Origin of the sequence: Cupriavidus sp. UYPR2.512 (assembly GCF_000379565.1) — a bacterium.
In the GTDB taxonomy this organism is placed as follows: Bacteria; Pseudomonadota; Gammaproteobacteria; order Burkholderiales; family Burkholderiaceae; genus Cupriavidus.
Map to the genome: position 1 here is coordinate 1 of NZ_KB903201.1, position 16,134 is coordinate 16,134.

The 16,134-nt window shown below is 56.7% G+C and carries 18 protein-coding genes and 2 pseudogenes; 17 read left to right on the forward strand and 3 right to left on the reverse strand.

What is annotated here, in order from left to right:
- The 5 genes and pseudogenes from A3A5_RS45315 to A3A5_RS45920 form a co-directional block, all read left to right on the forward strand.
- Positions 1 to 241 (forward strand): annotated as a pseudogene (locus tag A3A5_RS45315) (hypothetical protein); the annotation flags it as partial.
- 179 nt (positions 242 to 420) lie between these two features.
- A complete protein-coding gene (locus A3A5_RS40045) occupies positions 421 to 1,755 on the forward strand; it encodes an MFS transporter (protein ID WP_018315220.1) in 1,335 nt (444 codons plus the stop codon).
- Positions 1,756 to 1,939: 184 nt separating this feature from the next.
- Positions 1,940 to 2,410: a VOC family protein gene (locus tag A3A5_RS42705; protein WP_081624074.1), complete on the forward strand. Its 471-nt coding sequence runs from the start codon at positions 1,940 to 1,942 to the stop codon at positions 2,408 to 2,410.
- A gap of 73 nt (positions 2,411 to 2,483) precedes the next feature.
- Positions 2,484 to 3,299, forward strand: a complete 816-nt coding sequence (locus tag A3A5_RS0135730) for an SDR family NAD(P)-dependent oxidoreductase (protein WP_018315222.1) — start codon at positions 2,484 to 2,486, stop codon at positions 3,297 to 3,299.
- A 252-nt stretch (positions 3,300 to 3,551) separates the two neighbouring features.
- Positions 3,552 to 3,941 (forward strand): SDR family oxidoreductase, encoded by a 390-nt coding sequence (locus tag A3A5_RS45920; RefSeq protein ID WP_369797855.1) that lies wholly within the window; start codon positions 3,552 to 3,554, stop codon positions 3,939 to 3,941.
- Positions 3,942 to 3,993: 52 nt separating this feature from the next.
- Here A3A5_RS45920 and A3A5_RS0135740 read toward each other — a convergent pair whose 3' ends face one another.
- From A3A5_RS0135740 to A3A5_RS0135750, 3 genes are all read right to left on the reverse strand, one after another.
- Positions 3,994 to 4,926, reverse strand: a complete 933-nt coding sequence (locus A3A5_RS0135740) for a LysR family transcriptional regulator (protein ID WP_018315224.1) — start codon at positions 4,924 to 4,926, stop codon at positions 3,994 to 3,996.
- A 169-nt stretch (positions 4,927 to 5,095) separates the two neighbouring features.
- Positions 5,096 to 5,380, reverse strand: a complete 285-nt coding sequence (locus tag A3A5_RS0135745; RefSeq protein WP_018315225.1) for a YciI family protein — start codon at positions 5,378 to 5,380, stop codon at positions 5,096 to 5,098.
- Positions 5,381 to 5,523: 143 nt separating this feature from the next.
- Positions 5,524 to 6,495 carry an amidohydrolase family protein gene (locus A3A5_RS0135750; RefSeq protein WP_018315226.1) on the reverse strand — a complete coding sequence of 324 codons (972 nt, stop codon included), beginning with the start codon at positions 6,493 to 6,495 and terminating at the stop codon, positions 5,524 to 5,526.
- A gap of 224 nt (positions 6,496 to 6,719) precedes the next feature.
- Here A3A5_RS0135750 and A3A5_RS0135755 point away from each other — a divergent pair, with 224 nt between their 5' ends.
- From A3A5_RS0135755 to A3A5_RS40050, 12 genes and pseudogenes are all read left to right on the forward strand, one after another.
- On the forward strand, positions 6,720 to 7,187 hold the full coding sequence (locus A3A5_RS0135755; protein ID WP_018315227.1) for a MarR family winged helix-turn-helix transcriptional regulator: 468 nt from the start codon (positions 6,720 to 6,722) through the stop codon (positions 7,185 to 7,187).
- Positions 7,188 to 7,754: 567 nt separating this feature from the next.
- A complete protein-coding gene (locus A3A5_RS0135760; RefSeq protein WP_026201456.1) occupies positions 7,755 to 8,642 on the forward strand; it encodes an intradiol ring-cleavage dioxygenase in 888 nt (295 codons plus the stop codon).
- Positions 8,639 to 8,989, forward strand: a complete 351-nt coding sequence (locus A3A5_RS42715; RefSeq protein WP_081624076.1) for a Dabb family protein — start codon at positions 8,639 to 8,641, stop codon at positions 8,987 to 8,989. Before A3A5_RS0135760 ends, A3A5_RS42715 begins: the two co-directional genes overlap by 4 nt.
- Positions 8,976 to 10,040, forward strand: coding sequence for a maleylacetate reductase (locus tag A3A5_RS0135770; protein WP_018315230.1), 1,065 nt, complete (start codon positions 8,976 to 8,978; stop codon positions 10,038 to 10,040). The genes A3A5_RS42715 and A3A5_RS0135770 overlap by 14 nt, the downstream gene beginning before the upstream one ends.
- A 64-nt stretch (positions 10,041 to 10,104) precedes the next feature.
- Positions 10,105 to 10,389 carry a YciI family protein gene (locus A3A5_RS0135775; protein WP_018315231.1) on the forward strand — a complete coding sequence of 95 codons (285 nt, stop codon included), beginning with the start codon at positions 10,105 to 10,107 and terminating at the stop codon, positions 10,387 to 10,389.
- Between the two features lie 108 nt (positions 10,390 to 10,497).
- Positions 10,498 to 11,301 (forward strand): SDR family NAD(P)-dependent oxidoreductase, encoded by an 804-nt coding sequence (locus tag A3A5_RS0135780; RefSeq protein ID WP_018315232.1) that lies wholly within the window; start codon positions 10,498 to 10,500, stop codon positions 11,299 to 11,301.
- A gap of 67 nt (positions 11,302 to 11,368) precedes the next feature.
- On the forward strand, positions 11,369 to 12,328 hold the full coding sequence (locus A3A5_RS0135785; protein WP_018315233.1) for an amidohydrolase family protein: 960 nt from the start codon (positions 11,369 to 11,371) through the stop codon (positions 12,326 to 12,328).
- Between the two features lie 267 nt (positions 12,329 to 12,595).
- Complete coding sequence (locus A3A5_RS0135790; protein ID WP_018315234.1) at positions 12,596 to 13,810, forward strand: MFS transporter; 1,215 nt, start codon at positions 12,596 to 12,598, stop codon at positions 13,808 to 13,810.
- Positions 13,811 to 13,858: 48 nt separating this feature from the next.
- Complete coding sequence (locus A3A5_RS0135795; RefSeq protein ID WP_157637399.1) at positions 13,859 to 14,329, forward strand: nuclear transport factor 2 family protein; 471 nt, start codon at positions 13,859 to 13,861, stop codon at positions 14,327 to 14,329.
- 77 nt (positions 14,330 to 14,406) lie between these two features.
- Positions 14,407 to 15,078 (forward strand): hypothetical protein, encoded by a 672-nt coding sequence (locus tag A3A5_RS0135800; RefSeq protein ID WP_157637400.1) that lies wholly within the window; start codon positions 14,407 to 14,409, stop codon positions 15,076 to 15,078.
- A gap of 574 nt (positions 15,079 to 15,652) precedes the next feature.
- Positions 15,653 to 15,904, forward strand: a pseudogene (locus tag A3A5_RS42720) (porin); the annotation flags it as partial.
- An 81-nt stretch (positions 15,905 to 15,985) separates the two neighbouring features.
- Positions 15,986 to 16,134: transposase (locus A3A5_RS40050; protein ID WP_035814463.1), on the forward strand; the 149-nt coding region annotated here is incomplete at its 3' end.

A 16,134-nucleotide genomic window follows, 5' to 3' on the forward strand; every position in this document is an offset into this window, starting at 1 on the left:
AAAGACCTTGGTGTGCAGATATTGGGCAAGTGCAGCGAACAAATCGGACAGGGGCATGAGAGCCAAGCGAAGATCGAGAAGCGATCCTCTATTGGCCGCCGCCCTGCTTGCGCTAAACATCCAGCGCAAGCAGGGCGGCGGCCCCTCGAACCTCGTCACCTGTCAAGCGTTCTCGGCGCCAATTGCGATTTTATTTGGCGGCTTATCTTGGGTGGATTGCCCGAGCGGTGGCAACCGTTAAGCCTATCCAGGGCGCTTGGCGGAGGATTCGAATGAACAGATATTTCCGCTTGCCGGAAGGGTAATTTCCGCCGGTTCGCGTTTTTCTTCACTCGACGCTAACTTATCCTCAATCACACGGTACCCGTCTCGCTAAGGAGGATGGGACCAAGAATCCCTAGATATTGTGAAGGAGACATAATGTCCGTAGAACAGTCCACCATGAAGAAGGTGAGCTGGCTGCTGGTTCCGTACCTAAGCCTACTCTTCTTTGTCGCATACATCGATCGCGTGAATGTCGGCTTCGCTTCATTGCGCATGAACGTCGATCTTGGTTTCTCGAACACCGCTTTTGGTATTGGGGCCGGTGCCTTCTTCCTCGGATATTTTCTTCTTGAAGTCCCGAGCAATATGCTTCTGGGCCGCATCGGGGTGCGTCGCACTCTGTGCCGCATAATGATTTTGTGGGGGTTCCTCGCAGCAGGCCTAGCTCTGGTCCGAACCCCGACAGAGTTCTATATTTTGCGGTTCTTAGTCGGCTGCGCAGAGGCAGGATTTACGCCTGCGGTCATGTTCTACTTCTCTAAGTGGCTGCCGAAATCGTACCGCGCCAAGACGATCGCCCTGTTTATGATGATGATGCCTGCATCATCGGTAGTGGGAGCGCCTCTCTCGACGTGGATCATGACGGCGATGGATGGCCACCTCGGATACCACGGCTGGCAGTGGATGTTCGTCATTGAGGCTATCCCCGCGGTGATCTTGGCCTTTGTCACCCTTTGGTGGCTTCCCGATTCGCCGGCCCACGCCAAGTGGCTGTCTGATTCGCAGAAAGAGTGGCTTGCCGCGACCTTGGCGCGCGAGGATCAAAACTGCGCGACTAATCATTCGAGTATTTGGGGGGTTATCGCAAACCGCTGGGTTCTCAAGCTCGTTGTGATTCAAGGGGGGGTTGTATTCGGCCTTTATGGTGTTGGATTCTGGATTGCGCAGATCATCAAAGGCCTGGGACACAGCGATCAGATGACGGGTGTGATCGCCGCGATTCCTTACTTTGTGGCCTGCGTGTTCATGGTTCTGTGGGGTCGACACTCCGATCGCACAGGCGAGCGCTTTTGGCACGTTGTCATCCCAGCGTGGGTAGCAGCCGGCGGCTTTGTAATTGCCTATCTCAACCTAAATTCACCGATAGTGATGGTCGTTGCGCTGACCTTCTGCCTTGCGGGGATCTTCGGTGCGATTCCCGCCTATTGGACTCTGCCGCCAATGGTTTTCTCCGGTGCCACGCTCGCGGTCGGCATCGCGGCGGTCAACTCGTGCTCCAATCTGACTGGGTACGCCGCGCCGGCGGCCATCGGTGTGCTGAAGGACCTGACTGGTAACTTTGCGTCGGGCATGCTGCTCATGGGATTGGCTAGTTTTCTTGCTGGCGTCGGCTCTCTGTGGCTGCGCTCGGCCCTGCGCAAGCGCCAAATCTCTGAAGACCGAGCCTTGGCAAGCCAAATGGATTCCAACCTGCTGGTCTCGAAGAGCTGAGCGCAGGCAGATTATGTCCGCTGCAGGGTGATCCGCGATGACCCTGCAGCCTGAACTGCCATACGTTATGGCACTGGTAGCTTCTACCACGGCGGACCGCGGAGACAACAACGCGGCTAATGCCTAGTTTGAACTAGTCGATTGCACGATACCCGATAGTCATTCGACGCCACTCATACATCTCATGGAAGCTCAAATTCAGACTGAGTGTCTGGTCGAAAGCGTGAATCACACCAGTTTCACCGTTACTGACCTGGACCGAGTTCTCAGTTTTCTTTGCGATGGCCTCGGCCTTCGTCTGCTGGACCTCAGCCCCCGTGACCCGAAGACGATGCAATTGATCGTTGGAGTCAAGGGGGTCGAGAATGTGACGGCGTTCGTTCAGGCGCCGGGACACCGAATCGAGCTCATCAAGTACTCCAAGCCAGATGATCTTCAGATTCACGTGATTCGCCCTTGTGATACGGGATCCTCCCACCTGGCTTTCAATGTCAAAGATATTGATGCCACCGTTGCACGGGCGGCCGAGTACCAGTTCGCACCTGTTAATGACCCTCTGCCGGTGAGCGCCGGCCCGAACGTCGGCTTCTTTTGCGCGTATCTGAGAGATCCTCATGGGCTGACCTTTGAGGTCATCGGTCCGCGCCTGAAGTAACCTCCCCGCCTCTGTCAATTGAATCCTTGCGAGCGGGCGAGCTCCTCCCAACAACCTTTTGAGTATTGATCAAATGTCTCTCAAACTGAAAGACCGGGTCGCGATCGTCGCGGGCGCCGGCGCTATTGGCGAAGGCATGAGTAATGGCCGAGCCGCGGCATTAAGTTACGCCAGAGAGGGCGCAAAAGTACTGGCCGTCGACCGCGATCTCGCATCGGTATCAGAAACGCAGCGGCAGATTCGCGAAGAAGGCGGGACGTGTGAAATCTTTGTAGCCGATCTCACCGACTCGAAATCGACAAGCGAGATGGTGGAGTTCTGCCTCCAGGCGCTCGGCGGTACGATCGACATTCTGCACAACAATATCGGTATCCTGGCCTCGGGTGGACCGGTGGAGCATTCAGAAGAAGACTGGGACCGCGTTGTCACCGTCAATCTGAAGACGATGTTTCTCACATCTAAGTATGTCATTCCAGTAATGGAGAAGCAGAAGCGAGGCGTCATCACGAACATCGGCTCCATGGCAGGGCTGCGCTACACAGGACTTCCGTTTGTCGCCTACGCAACGACCAAGGGTGCGGTGCCTGCTTTCACAAGGACCATTGCCATGCAATATGCCGGCGTAGGCATCAGGGCGAATGTCATTCATCCTGGCGTTGTAGATACGCCCATGCAGCGCGCTACGACGGACGCCGGCTACGGTGCAGTTTTCGGAAACGTGGATGCAGACGCATTGCGCAAGAAGCGGGAAGCGACCATCCCGCTTGGCCGGTATGGTACGCCGTTCGATATCGCGCAGGCGGCGGTGTTTCTTGCCTCGGATGATGCGTCGTATATCACCGGTGTTGAACTGATGGTCGACGGTGGCTTCATCAGCCGGGCTGGATAGTCGCTCGATACAGGTCCATCGCCCGCGCCATTCCTTGAGTGCGCGGGCTCCTTATTTCGAACTCAAGAACTTCGGCTTCATCTGTGGCGCGAAGCGGTTGATGTAGTCCAACACAGGGAAGAAAAGTGATGTTGAGCGGAAAGACGGTGCTGATCACTGGGTGGGGGCGGAGGTTTGAGGATTGGCATCGCGCGCGTGGGCCAACGGGGGCGCGGATCATCGCGCTCGACATGGACTTCGAAAGCTGCGAGGGTGCTAGCGAGGCGCTCGAGGCGCTCGAGGCGCAAGGACTTGGCATTGTGTCGGCGTCCGGCTCGATGTTTCGTCTGCAGAATCCGTTGCCTGTTTCAAGAGGTGGACCGTTTGACTAAGCGGGTCGACATCCTTGTCAACTATGCAGGCGCTCGAGAGGTCCGCAGCGTCTTCGAGTTGACTTCTGCAGAATCGGATTGCGTTATCGCCATTAATCTTAGCGGCCCATTCCACTGTGCCCGTGAGGCTGCGCTGCGCATGAGGGCCAGTGGCGCTGGCGCCGTCCTCCTTCGTCACCGGCATCATGCTTCCTCGATGGCGGCTGGAGCAAAAAAAAATGGTTATACCGTCGGGGACGGCCCGAGCCCCCTATACGTCGACAACCTCTAGTACCTGATCGACAAGCTTCGTCCGCGATATCGAACTCGCCGCAAGAAAATATTCAGCAAGGCTGGATGTAGCTCCACTTATGCTCTAGCTGCAGAGTTTCGAAGCGTTCGACCAGAAAGTCAGTAAAAACGCGGATCTTGGCGGGGAGATGTCGCCGGCTTTGGTACGCGATGTTAATGGTCAGAGCCGGCAGTACCCAGTCGGTCAGCACGGGTCGCAAACGCCCCGCAACAATTTCATCGTAAATGATGTAGAGCGGCTGGATGACGATGCCATGCCCGGCTAACCCCGCCGCGACGATTACTTGACCTTCATTGGAGTCAAGTGTACTGCTCACCTCCAAATCGACGTGCTCAGTTCCCTTGGTCATGTGCAGCACATGCGCATCTTTCGCCAGGTTATAGACCAGGAGCTGGTGGGCGCTAAGATCTCTGGGATGCTGTGGCATGCCGTGTCTTTCCAGGTATGCCGGCGAGGCTGCCAGAACGCGTCTAGTGTGCGCGAGCTTTCGAATGGTAATGCTGGAATCACTCTCGTACTCTCGGGTCCTGATGGCCACGTCGATTCCGGCCTCGATGAAATCGAGATAGCGATTTGCGGCCGTAATCTGGACGCGTAAGTCGGGATAGCGGCGCTTCAGTTCTGGAAGTGCCGGAGCGATGTGCATCATTGCGAACGAGACGGAGCTCGTGACATGGAGAACTCCAGTCGGTTTCAGCGTCGAGTCCTGCACCTCGGCCTCGGCCTCGGCCATTTCGCCGAGCATACCTATACACCGGTGGTAGAAAGCTTGGCCGACTTCGGTTAGCCAAAGCCGCCGCGTAGTACGTTCGACCAGGCGGGCGCCCAATCGCTGTTCAAGTGCGAGCAGCGTTCGGCTCGCGGCGGCGTTTGACATGTCGAGCTTCTCGGCCGCTTTGGAAAGGCTCCCCTCCTCGGCGACTTGAACGAAGAATTCGAGCTGCGACCATCTATCTGTAGTCAATTTGATTCACCGCTGCTAAGTCAGGTCACGACGCGACGGCGTCGTTGCTGCGATTCAGTAAGTGTGACCGGCCTCCGCGAGACGTCCGCATCGAGGGGCACAGCTTGCAAAAGGACCGAATTGCGGCACGCGGCATACTCTCGTTGTGCTGCCGAGCGGTCCTTGCATTTCAACGGTTGTCGATTCGCTTCACCAACTCGCGAACCTCAACCGACTTCCAAACTCCCGCCTTGTTGAGCGGGTCATTCCTCAAGAAGGACTCAACTTGTTCCGCCGTTGCGTCCTCATAGAGAAAGAAGCTCCCTATGACGGCCTGGTCCTCTCCTTGAACGAGTGGCCCAGCGACTAAGAGCTTTCCGGGAGCGCCCTGGAGGTGGGCCCTGTGATCATTCTGGCTTGCCTGCCGCCGGTCGCCGACGTTCGGATGATCCAGGCAGTGGACTACGTGGTGCATGATTGCGTCTTCCTTGACGTGTTTGACTATCCCTTGCGCTTCTCGCGCGCTCGGGCCTCGCTCGGATTGGGTTAGGGTCGAAAGGTAGTGCGCCACCCAATCGGGGTGGCGCGTTGGCCCGGCGTGCCGGGCGCAGCGGTCGGTCATTGGAGGCCGAACAAACGGCGCGCATTGTCCCGGCCGATCTTCCGTCGATCCAGTTCGCTAATCTCGCAGTGGTCAAACCAACGCGCTGCGTCCTCATGCTTCTCGAACGGGTAGTCAACGGAATACATGATGCGGTCGCTGCCCACCTCGAGCATGGTCGACAGCAGGGTAGGGGTTCGGAAGTTACCGCTCGTGGTGATAAAGACGTTCTCTCGCAGATAGTCTCCAATCTGCCGCTCGCAAGGCATTCCGCGACGACCCTTCCGAAGGATGTGGTCGATGCGCCAGACATTGAAAGGGATGCCCTCGCCGAAGTGCCCAAGGATCATCTGAATCTCGGGGTGGCGATCGAACAGTCCACTTGAAAGCAGACGCAGCGCGTGCATGCTGGTTTCCGCCGCGAAGGCCCAGGTCGGACCGGTCAGCCAATGCCGCCCTTCGTAAATTGGCTCGCGAGACATGAGCGGATCACGCGGGTGCATGTAGAACGGCTTGTTGAGTTTGGCCACCTGAGCCCAGAAGTCGTTGAACTGCGGGTCGTCGTAATAGACCACCGACTCGGCATCACCCACCTGAGAGAAGCCGTTCACCAGGAAGCCATGAAAACCGAGCTGCTTCACGCAACGCTCAAGTTCCGCGGCGGCGGCTTCAGGATCCTGCATAGGCAGGGCCGCGAATCCTCCGAAGCGAGTCGGGTGACGTTGGATTTGCTCGGCCAGCGTATCGTTAGCTCGCTTCGCCACTTCGATGGCGCGCTGGACCTCAGGAATACCCTGTACGGCGGGGGAGTTCAGGGAAAGGATGGAGTAGCTTGTGCCGTATTCATCCATCTTTTCCAGACGTTGCTGCTCAAAGTCCAACAGGTTGGCCTTCAGTCCCTCCCATACTTCTGGACGTGCATAGACCTGCGAATCCGCAATCGTCAGGTCGATTGCGAAGTGTTCTTCCAGTGCGATCTTGTCTTTCATGGCATCCGTGCTTAGGTTGCGACGCGACCAGAGGGCACTGGCGCTGCGCAAATTACTTGAAAAATCATCTACTGCGAGCCGAGTATATATTTGAAAAATCAAGTATAAGTATGGGGGTGAACCCTAACATTCGGGGGGTATCATCCCAAAAATGCAACTATCTGGCACTTTGCTTCGGCTGGTATATACTTGCTATGGAAACAAAGTAGACGAGGCGAGATGGCATGGGGCAGCAACAGACACCGGATATCACAGTCGATCACGACCTTGAGCAAGCAATTCCCTACCTTGTGGCGCGAGCAGGTAGCCGCATGGGGACAACCTTCGCCAAGGCTCTGAAGCCCTATGGTTTGAGCCTCAGTGAATGGAGGGTGTGCGCTTTACTTGGCAAGGAACCGCATCAGCGCCTCACCACGCTCACCGTCGCAGCATGTGTTGACATGTCCGCGCTGTCTCGGATCGTGGACAGACTCATTGAGCAGGGGCTGGTGACGCGCGAAAAGAGCGGCGACGATGGGCGGGCGGTTCGCCTCGCCCTGACTGAGAAAGGTGCCGAACTCACGCGCAAAATCGTGCCAATGGCGAAGCACTATGAGGACGTGGCCCTGCAGTGCTTCAGCAAGGCGGAAGTAGCGCTGTTCGCGGAAATGCTTAACCGGCTCTACGCAAGCGCCGAGTCGCTTGTATCGTAGTTTTCAGCTCAGGAACCATATCCTGAGCTGGCGGCACCCGAAGAATCGGGGCACGCCCGATCTCATTGTCGAGCGCGTGAAGCGTCGGAAGTCGCCGGTGCCGGCCGGCCTGGAAAAATTCTCGAGTGGGACCTTGATTGGGGGCGTGACGGCGTTGTCGCAACCCTCAAAGAGCTACAGCGCATGTCGAGCCGAAACCACAATTGCGCCGCAACGGCGTCCGCGCTCCCGCTTTCCGCATCGACCTCGTGCTCATCGAACCGGACTGCTTGATCACGTCGTTGCCGCTGTCCCTGGCCATGTGCCGGCATAAGAACGGAGCCTCTTCGTGGCACGCAAGTGTCGTGTCTCGTGCACGCTGAGCCGCGTGAGCGCAGCATCATCTGACCTATCCATCATGTACCAAAGGGCGGGCGGCGAACAGGAGTTACGTCGCACTGTGGGCTTCCATGCCTGACATATTTGCATAAGGCGGAAATGTGATTTCCCTTTCGGGCATTTTTATTCGGTTAGCGGGACGGTAACGTACGTTAACAGAAAGCTGAAGCGCGGAAATGGAGATTGAGCGTGCGCAATATCAATGAAGACACAATAACCCAGGCAGTAATTGGGTCCTTGGACAAGTGTGAGAATCCGCGCTTGAAGCAGGTGATGACAAGTTTGGTTCAGCATCTTCATGCGTTCGCGCGAGATGTCCAACTGACGGAGGATGAGTGGGCCAAGGCCATCTCATTTTTGACTGAGGTCGGTCATATTACCGACGACAAACGTCAAGAGTTCATTCTCCTGTCTGACACGCTAGGCCTGTCAATGTTGGTCACGACGCAAAACAATAAGAAGCCCGCGAATTGCACGGAAGCCACAGTCTTTGGTCCGTTCTTCGTGGATGGTGCGCCCGTCTATCAAAACGGTGATGACATTGCGAACGGCGCATCGGGTGCGCCTTGCTATTTCAAAGGCCAAGTGCGTGGCACGAACGGTGAACCTATCGCAAACGCGTGGCTCGATGTGTGGCAGTCCGATGAGGACGGATTCTACGATGTTCAATCCAGCGTTGCGCGGATTGCAGGAGAGACTGAGTTCCGCGCCCGAGGCAAGTTGCAAACGGACGACCAAGGGTTCTTCAATTTTCGCTCCATCCTGGCCGAAGCCTATCCGATTCCACATGATGGTCCCGTTGGCCGCATGTTGAATGCAATTGGCCGTCATCCATGGCGGCCTGCACATCTGCACTTCATGATTCAGGCTCCAGGATACGAGACCCTCATTACCCATGTCTTCCGAGAAGGCGATCAGTACCTTGACTCCGACGTAGTGTTTGGCGTGCGCTCGTCGCTCATCGTCGATTGGGTGCCGCATGAGCCCGGGATTACGCCAGATGGCAAAGTCCTGGACGTGCCGTGGTTCACTCTTGACTACGACTTCGTTCTCAATCCAATCGCGAGTAAGCCATGATCAAGCATATTGTTATGTGGAGAGTTCGCGGTGACACACTTGCGGAACGCGAGTCAGCGTCCCGTCTTGTCAAGAATCGCTTCGAAAGTCTCCGAGGCCTGATTCCTGGTATGAGACATCTGGAGATCGGGCTGGACTCGAGTCGCGTCGATTACGCGTGCGATGTTGTGCTAATGACAGAGTTCGAATCTCGCGAGGCGCTCGAGGCGTATGCCGTTCACCCCGAGCACTTGAGAGTTCGCAACGAACTCGGCGATTTGCGAACCGCCCGTTTCCAAGTCGACTACGCGATAGACGGCTCTCGCAGTTTGGAAGAAAGCGAACAAAAATCCCATGCAAAAGTTTGACTTCGTCTATCAGGCTCGCGCCGGCCGGGTGGTGTTTGGCCCTGACAGTCTGCAATACCTCGAGCGGGAGGTGTTGAGCCTTGGCGCCGAGCGAGCGCTGATTCTCTGCAGCCCCGATCAAAGGGAAACCGGCGAAATGGTTGCAGCCAGACTTGGAAGTAGGGCTGCCGGTGTGTTCAATCGCGTCGTGATGCACGTGCCCATAGAACTCGCGAAGGAGGCCCGGGCACTTGCAAAAGAGCTACGTGCCGATTGCGCAATTGCGGTGGGCGGTGGCTCGACGGTCGGCCTAGGTAAGGCGATTGCACTCGAATCCGGCTTGCCGATTCTCGCCGTTCCGACGACCTATGCAGGCAGCGAAATGACGCCAATCTTTGGCATCACCGAAGCCGGCCTTAAGCGCACAGGAACGGATCTACGAGTTCTACCCAGGACGATTATCTACGATCCAAAGCTGAGCGTGAGCCTGCCGGTTGGGCTATCGGTCACAAGTGGTATTAACGCAATTGCTCACGCAGCGGAGGCACTTTACTCGCGCGACGCTAATCCAGTGACGAGTCTTCTTGCGGAAGAGGGCATCGCAGCATTGGCGAGCGCCATTCCGGGCATCGTGAAAGATCCCCTGGACATGGAAGCGCGCAGCGGCGCGCTCTATGGAGCATGGCTTTGTGGAACGGTGTTGGGCAGCGTCGGCATGGCATTGCACCACAAGCTGTGCCACACCCTCGGAGGAAGTTTTAATCTTCCGCATGCTCAAACTCACACTATCGTCCTGCCACACGCGTTGGCTTATAACCGTGAGTCTGCCCCGGAGGCGATGGATAGGATTGCGCGTGCGTTGGGCGTCGAAGACGCAGCGGTCGGCGCGTACGAGCTTGCGAAGGCGAACGGCGCACCAACAGCGCTAAGGGACATCGGCATGAGGGCCGAAGATTTGGAGAAAGCGGCTGATATCGCAAGTGCGAACCCGTACTGGAATCCTCGACCTGTCGAGCGCGACGCCATTCTCGCTCTCCTGCGTAATGCGTTCGAAGGCATCTCGCCGCGGTAACGCACACGCTGGGCGAGCATTCGTGGACAACGGACTGCTTGTGTAACGGAGGGGAAACTCCATCATGAACTTCACAGTGTACTGCCTTGACCACCCCGGCATGGTGGAGCGACGCCTCGCTTGCTACGACGATCACAAGGCATACCTCCAGACATCGCCAGTCAAGGCGCTCATTTCCGGCCCGCTTACGCTGGAAGATGGGCAGACCATGATAGGCAGCTTCTTCTTGTACGAGGCGGAGCGGATTGAAGATATCAAAGCATTTGTGACAGACGACCCTTTTAATAGGGCGGGCATCTGGAAGTCTATCGACATTCGTCCGTTTATCAAGCGGGTCGATAACCGTTAGGCAAGCAGACGCGTATGCCTTTGAGCAAAAAATATGGTGAGCGGGATACGGGCTTACGGCCGGGACTGATGCACCAGGCACGACACAGTAGGACAGTAGGAGACAGGAATGGAAACAGGTTTGGCGGGACGAACTGTCCTGGTGACAGGGGCAGCTCAAGGGATCGGTCGCGCGACAGCCCTGGCGTTCGCAAGAGAGGGCGCACAGTTGTGCTTGCTTGATATCGACGTCGATGCGTTGGAAAGGCTTCAAACGGAGATTCGCACAATTGGAGCGAAGGCTAGCTTTGCGAAGGCAGACCTATCCACGGCTGACGGCGTTAAAGACGGCATTAATGCCGTTCTTAAGCCATTTAGTGGGCAGCTTGACGTGCTGGTAAACAATGTCGGCTCTGGGAAGGTCCGTACGTTTGAAGAGCTTTCCGATGAAGATTGGGATTTCACAATGAATCTCAACTTCATGAGCTATGTGAGAGCCTGTCGCTACGCACTTCCTCGGCTTCGTACAAGAGATAAGCCCGTCATCATCAACAACGCGTCCGATTTAGCTCGCCAGCCAGAACCAGTGCCGATCGACTACTCAGCATCGAAGGCTGCTGTGCTCGCTCTGACCAAGGGTCTTGCTCGTGCTGAGGCACCGAAGGTTCGTGTCAATGCCGTAGCACCTGGGCCGGTTTGGACGCCGTTCTGGACGAAAGAAGGAGGGTTCGCCGAGACAATGGGCAAGTTCCATGGCATGGAACCGCGCGAAGCGGTCGAGCATGAACTTTCGCTGCGCCAACTCCCGCTTAAGCGTCTGGGTAATCCCGAAGAAGTGGCAAACGTGATCGTATTTCTTTCCTCAGACATGGCGTCGTTCGTTACCTCGTCTGTCTGGGGCGTAGACGGTGGAAGTATCCGGAGTCTCATCTGACCCCCTGAATTTTGTAGTTAAGCGACAAAGCTCCCACACGAGCTTTGCTCACTGTTGAGGATTCAAAATGCGTACGATTGCGTTGGAAGAGCATTTCACCCATCCCGATATGGCCGTCTATAGCGCAAACACCGCGACAATAGCTGAGCCGCGGGTGTGGGAGGATGCCGTTCGCCATCTGCTGGACTTTACCGAGCTGCGGATTCCTGCCATGGATGCCGCAGGTCTCGATATGCAAGTGCTTTCCTTGAATGCGCCAGGCATCCAGGCGGAAAAAGACACGAACGTTGCGATCAAGCGTGCCACGTTCATGAACGATACTCTCGCGGAAGCGATCGGCAGGAATCCGGATCGATTTTCCGGATTCGCCGCGCTGCCTACCCAAGATCCCATGGCAGCGGCCAACGAGCTCGAGCGTGCGGTGGTGGAGTTGGGGCTGAAAGGGGGCGTTGTCAATGCGCACACGCACGGCAAATACTTGGACGACCCCAGCTTTCGCGTACTGTGGGAACGGATGGTCGACCTCGATGTTCCACTGTATCTGCATCCTGCGAATGGTGTCGACTTACCTCACGTTCTGTCCGGTCATCCTGAACTGGTGGGCCCGATGTGGAGCTGGGGAAATGATACGGCTTCGCACGTACTCCGATGCGTTTTTGGCGGGGTCTTCGACGATTTTCCGGAGGCCAAGCTAATGGTTGGGCACATGGGTGAAGGCCTGCCCTATACGCTATGGCGACTCGATTCCCGATGGTCCTGGCACTTTCATCACGGTATCAAGCTCAAACGCGAAAAGCCTTCAGACTACATTCGGCATAACCTCTATATCACCACGAGCGGCGTGTGCGACAATGCTCCACTGCAATGCGCACTGTCGGCTATGGGGGCAGACCACGTTCTCTTTTCTACGGATTATCCGTTTGAGGACCTTCCGACCGCCACCAGCTTCCTTCGCGATGCGCCGGTGAGCGACGAGGTTCGCGCCAAAATCGCACACGGAAATGCCGAGCGGCTGCTGAAGCTTTGACGATACAACGCGCGACAGGCTGCCTACGCCCCCTCACTTTCAGGGAAACTTGCTAGCGGGTCGCGCGCCTTGAAGGCGTCAGTATTCACGCCGGCGTGACGATTCGGCTGCGGATTCATGTCATTTTCTGGCTTTCCGCGACAGCAGGCAATTCGACTCTGCACACGAGCTAAGCCGGCCGCTTTGCTTGGTGCAGTGGCAGGGTACACCCGCGTCGGGTCGGCCTGCTCCCTACCGAAAATTGGTACAGTGCAGAAGCAGTTTTCTATGCGGCTCAGAGAGCTTGATCTGCTGCGAATGTTCGCCGCGCTGCTTAGCGGTGCGGCAATCCGGATTTGCGATGCTCTATTGCCGAGCCTGGTGAGCATATTCAAGGTATCGGCGGGCTACGCTGCGCTCACAATTACGGCATTCGCCCTCACCTATAGCCTTACGCAGTTGATCTTTGGCCCGCTCGGCGATCGGGTCGGGAGGCCACGTCTTGTTCGGATCGCCTTGTATGGCGCTTCGGCAGGCGCCGCGTTGTCCGCTATGGCTCCGTCCATCGACATTCTCCTATTTGGGCGCTTCATTTGGGGATGCGCTGGTGCCGGCATTGTCCCACTTTGTATGGCATGGATCGGCGACGAAGTGCCATACGCTGAACGCCAGGCAGCTTTGGCAAAATTGCTAATCGGAACGCTTACGGGTATGGCCCTTGGCCAATTGCTTGGCGGCATCCTAGTTGACACGATGGTGGGATGGAGGGGAGCGTTCGTACTAATGGCACTTGCCTACGTGGGAACAGCGGCCAGGCTAGCCGTGGTCCTGCGCCGACCTGAACATCGGGAAATCGACATCGTGGCGTATCCCCACGTGAGTCAATCCTGTGGCGAAACGATAGCCGAGTCTGCGCGTATGGTGCTCCACGTCCTCACATCTCGTTGGCCGCGGATCGTACTGCTGGCGACCTTCCTCGAAGGCGTGTTCTTGCTGGGACCGCTGGCGTTGGTGCCAGCGTGGTTGCATGCGCGCTTTCAAATTTCGCCCGCCAGCGCTTCAATGTGCGCCGCTCTCTATGCTGTCGGCGGGCTGGCGTATGCGTGCGCCGCACGGCCCCTTGTTTCGAAGATCGGAGAGCAAGGGATGGTGCTGTCGGGCACCCTACTCGTCGGCTTTGCGTTGATCGGAATTGGGGGATTGCCAACACCCAGCTTAGGTGTTCCGGTTGCATTCTTATTGGGCTTCGGCGCCTATCTACTTCACAACACGCTACAGGTCCATGCTACACAGATGTCTCCGGGAGTTCGCGGGACAGCCGTGTCGCTGTTCACTGCCAGCTTGTATCTTGGCCAGGCCTTTGGTGTCATGGTCGGCGGATGGTCGATTGATCATCTTGGATATCGCCCGGTCTTCCTCGTCGGATCGGTAGCTATGCTCATAGTCGGCTGGTGCTTCTGGGCGATGTTGAATCGACGCCGTGCCGATCATGCCGCTGCGTGAGTCAGGTTGGACTGTTCTGAATGAAACTCTAAGCAAGAGGAGCTGATAGTGGCCGCGAGCGAATTGCATATGAACGATCGAGAACTCTTACGGCAACTGCTTACGACATACTGCGTATGCCTCGACAACTACGATATTGAAGGACTCGGCGAGGCCTTCACCGAAGACGGCGTTATGGACCAAGGGCCGGGTAGGGGAGGGCCTATCAAGGGCCGCGCATCAATCGTGGCGGGTGTGAAGGAACGCCATTCCCGATTCAAGCGAACCTGCCATCAGCTTGGGGAGAGTCAACTGTGCATTGCTGGAGATGCCGCTCGCGGCGTCACCTACGTTACGGCGATTCACCAGGATTGGGACGGTAACGTTGCGACTGCTCACCTCCGGTATCACGATGTCTTTAGGCGGGTCGACGGCCTTGGGTGGAGAATTGCCGAAAGAACATCGCGCGCGATGCTGGTACAGGGATTTGACGAGGGACAGTGGAACTGGGTCTGCCGTAAGCCTCTCATCGAGAAGTAAATGCGCTATTTACGGCTCATTTCCATTCGTTTCACCGCTGCTGGTCTTGAATGTCTCAAACATCGAGAGAGCTAAAAATGAACAAGATTGTCCGCTTTGTCTTGCTCAAACGAAGGCGCGATCTAACGCATGAACAGTTCTCAGCGTACTGGTGCTCACGACACGTCGAAGTGCTCATGGCTTCGGGGCTCCGGGACTACAACGCCAGCTACACACAAAATCATTTCGCAGCGCTGCCAGGCTATTCAACCGACGCCCTCCGTTTCGATGGAGCACCGCAAATGCTTCAATGCGATGCCAGCGTCATTCAATCAGGTTTTCAACAGGATCCTCGCTACCTCAACTTTGTGCGACCGGACGAGGACATGTTTTTGGAAGCGGGCGAGGGGCAGACGTTATTCGCGGACGTGGTGGAGGTCAACCCAGGTCATGGAACCGCCACGAAGCTCATGATCTTTGCGTCTTATGCGGTAGGTGTCACGAGGGAGCGCGGTAAGGCCATACTCGGCGAATGGAACAAGTCGCTTCTCCGCGAAGGCGACGTCGCTGCCTCCTCGTGTAATCAGTATTTCGCTATCGCTGGTGCGACTAGGGGGGCACTACCACATTTTGATGTGGTACTGGAGTTTTGCGTCAAGGAAGAGAGCGCGGCCATCTCGCTCTTTTCGAACCTTAATGAAACATGGCCGACGGTTCTCGAAAAGGGAAGCTGCTTTCCCGTCCTTTCTCGGGCCCGTTTCTTCTATTGAGTCGGAGCTTGCGCTCCCATCCCGCCCCCTAGCTCAAAGGCGAAAGGGCGGCCGGACTTTGTGCGGTTCTCTGCAGCCGGAGAGCTCCAAAGGGAATCGAGAGAATGGCCTTCGCAACGCGCTGACGGAGTTACTTGCAGATCAGGGAGCGTGCAAGAGCGTGAGCATACATCTAGTCCGGTGAATCACAGCGAACCTGGCGGACTCTCGACAGGATCCTGGCCCGCTTGCGACGCAAATATGTTTTCAAAGTTGGTGACGCTGCTCGGTAATTGCCTCCAAAGCCATTGTTCCGCAGTCTAAAAAACTCATTTCCGTTGGTGGCATTTCTTTACTTCGAGCGAGCCCTTACCGTTGCGCAACCCAGACATATTGGAAAGACAGCCGCACGCAAACCTCAGTTCTGCAACGCGCACGTCGACTTTCAACTGGGGTACGGAGGCGTGCCATCCATGCTGTCGCAGATTCCGTCGGCGAAAGCGATGCACGCAAATGCTCGGCGCAGATAGGTCAACGCCTCGTTTAAATGGATGACGTCACGCTCTCCACGGTGACCGTCCACACGAAACATAAGATGATATCTAGGAGGAGAAGAGTGAGAGGATTGCGAACTGCTACCAAAGCCGGTGTAGTGGCTCTTGCAGCGATGGTGTCCGTCGGAGCTGCATACGCACAGTCATCAGTGACTTTATATGGCGTGGTGGATGCAGGCATTGAGTATGCCACCCATCAGCCCGGAAGTGGCTCCAGCGTCGTTAGGATGAACTCGGGGAATATTGCGGGCTCTCGCTGGGGACTGCGCGGGGTCGAGGAGTTGAGAGGTGGCGCCGGAAATTCGGACAGTCGGATAAATGGAAGAGCTGGGGTCTGAGCCGGCCATAATGGCGGGCAGAAAGGACCTCAGAAGATGACGAAACGAAGCAGGCGAACCCACTCGGCGGGGTTGAAGGCGAAGGTAGCCCTGGCGGCCCTCAAGGGCGAAAAGACGCTGGCGGAGCTGGCCCAGCAGTACGACGTGCACCCCAGCCAGATCACAGCGTGGAAGCAGCAGTTGGT

Bases quoted from the DNA above. Each gene is read 5' to 3' on its own strand.
- A3A5_RS0135730 (WP_018315222.1), top strand. From the start codon at position 2,484: ATGTCTCTCAAACTGAAAGACCGGGTCGCGATCGTCGCGGGCGCCGGC.
- A3A5_RS42715 (WP_081624076.1), top strand. From the start codon at position 8,639: ATGATCAAGCATATTGTTATGTGGAGAGTTCGCGGTGACACACTTGCG.
- A3A5_RS0135775 (WP_018315231.1), top strand. From the start codon at position 10,105: ATGAACTTCACAGTGTACTGCCTTGACCACCCCGGCATGGTGGAGCGA.
- A3A5_RS0135755 (WP_018315227.1), top strand. From the start codon at position 6,720: ATGGGGCAGCAACAGACACCGGATATCACAGTCGATCACGACCTTGAG.
- A3A5_RS40045 (WP_018315220.1), top strand. From the start codon at position 421: ATGTCCGTAGAACAGTCCACCATGAAGAAGGTGAGCTGGCTGCTGGTT.
- A3A5_RS42705 (WP_081624074.1), top strand. From the start codon at position 1,940: ATGGAAGCTCAAATTCAGACTGAGTGTCTGGTCGAAAGCGTGAATCAC.
- A3A5_RS0135770 (WP_018315230.1), top strand. From the start codon at position 8,976: ATGCAAAAGTTTGACTTCGTCTATCAGGCTCGCGCCGGCCGGGTGGTG.
- A3A5_RS0135800 (WP_157637400.1), top strand. From the start codon at position 14,407: ATGAACAAGATTGTCCGCTTTGTCTTGCTCAAACGAAGGCGCGATCTA.
- A3A5_RS0135790 (WP_018315234.1), top strand. From the start codon at position 12,596: ATGCGGCTCAGAGAGCTTGATCTGCTGCGAATGTTCGCCGCGCTGCTT.
- A3A5_RS0135785 (WP_018315233.1), top strand. From the start codon at position 11,369: ATGCGTACGATTGCGTTGGAAGAGCATTTCACCCATCCCGATATGGCC.
- A3A5_RS0135780 (WP_018315232.1), top strand. From the start codon at position 10,498: ATGGAAACAGGTTTGGCGGGACGAACTGTCCTGGTGACAGGGGCAGCT.
- A3A5_RS0135750 (WP_018315226.1), bottom strand. From the start codon at position 6,495: ATGAAAGACAAGATCGCACTGGAAGAACACTTCGCAATCGACCTGACG.
- A3A5_RS0135745 (WP_018315225.1), bottom strand. From the start codon at position 5,380: ATGCACCACGTAGTCCACTGCCTGGATCATCCGAACGTCGGCGACCGG.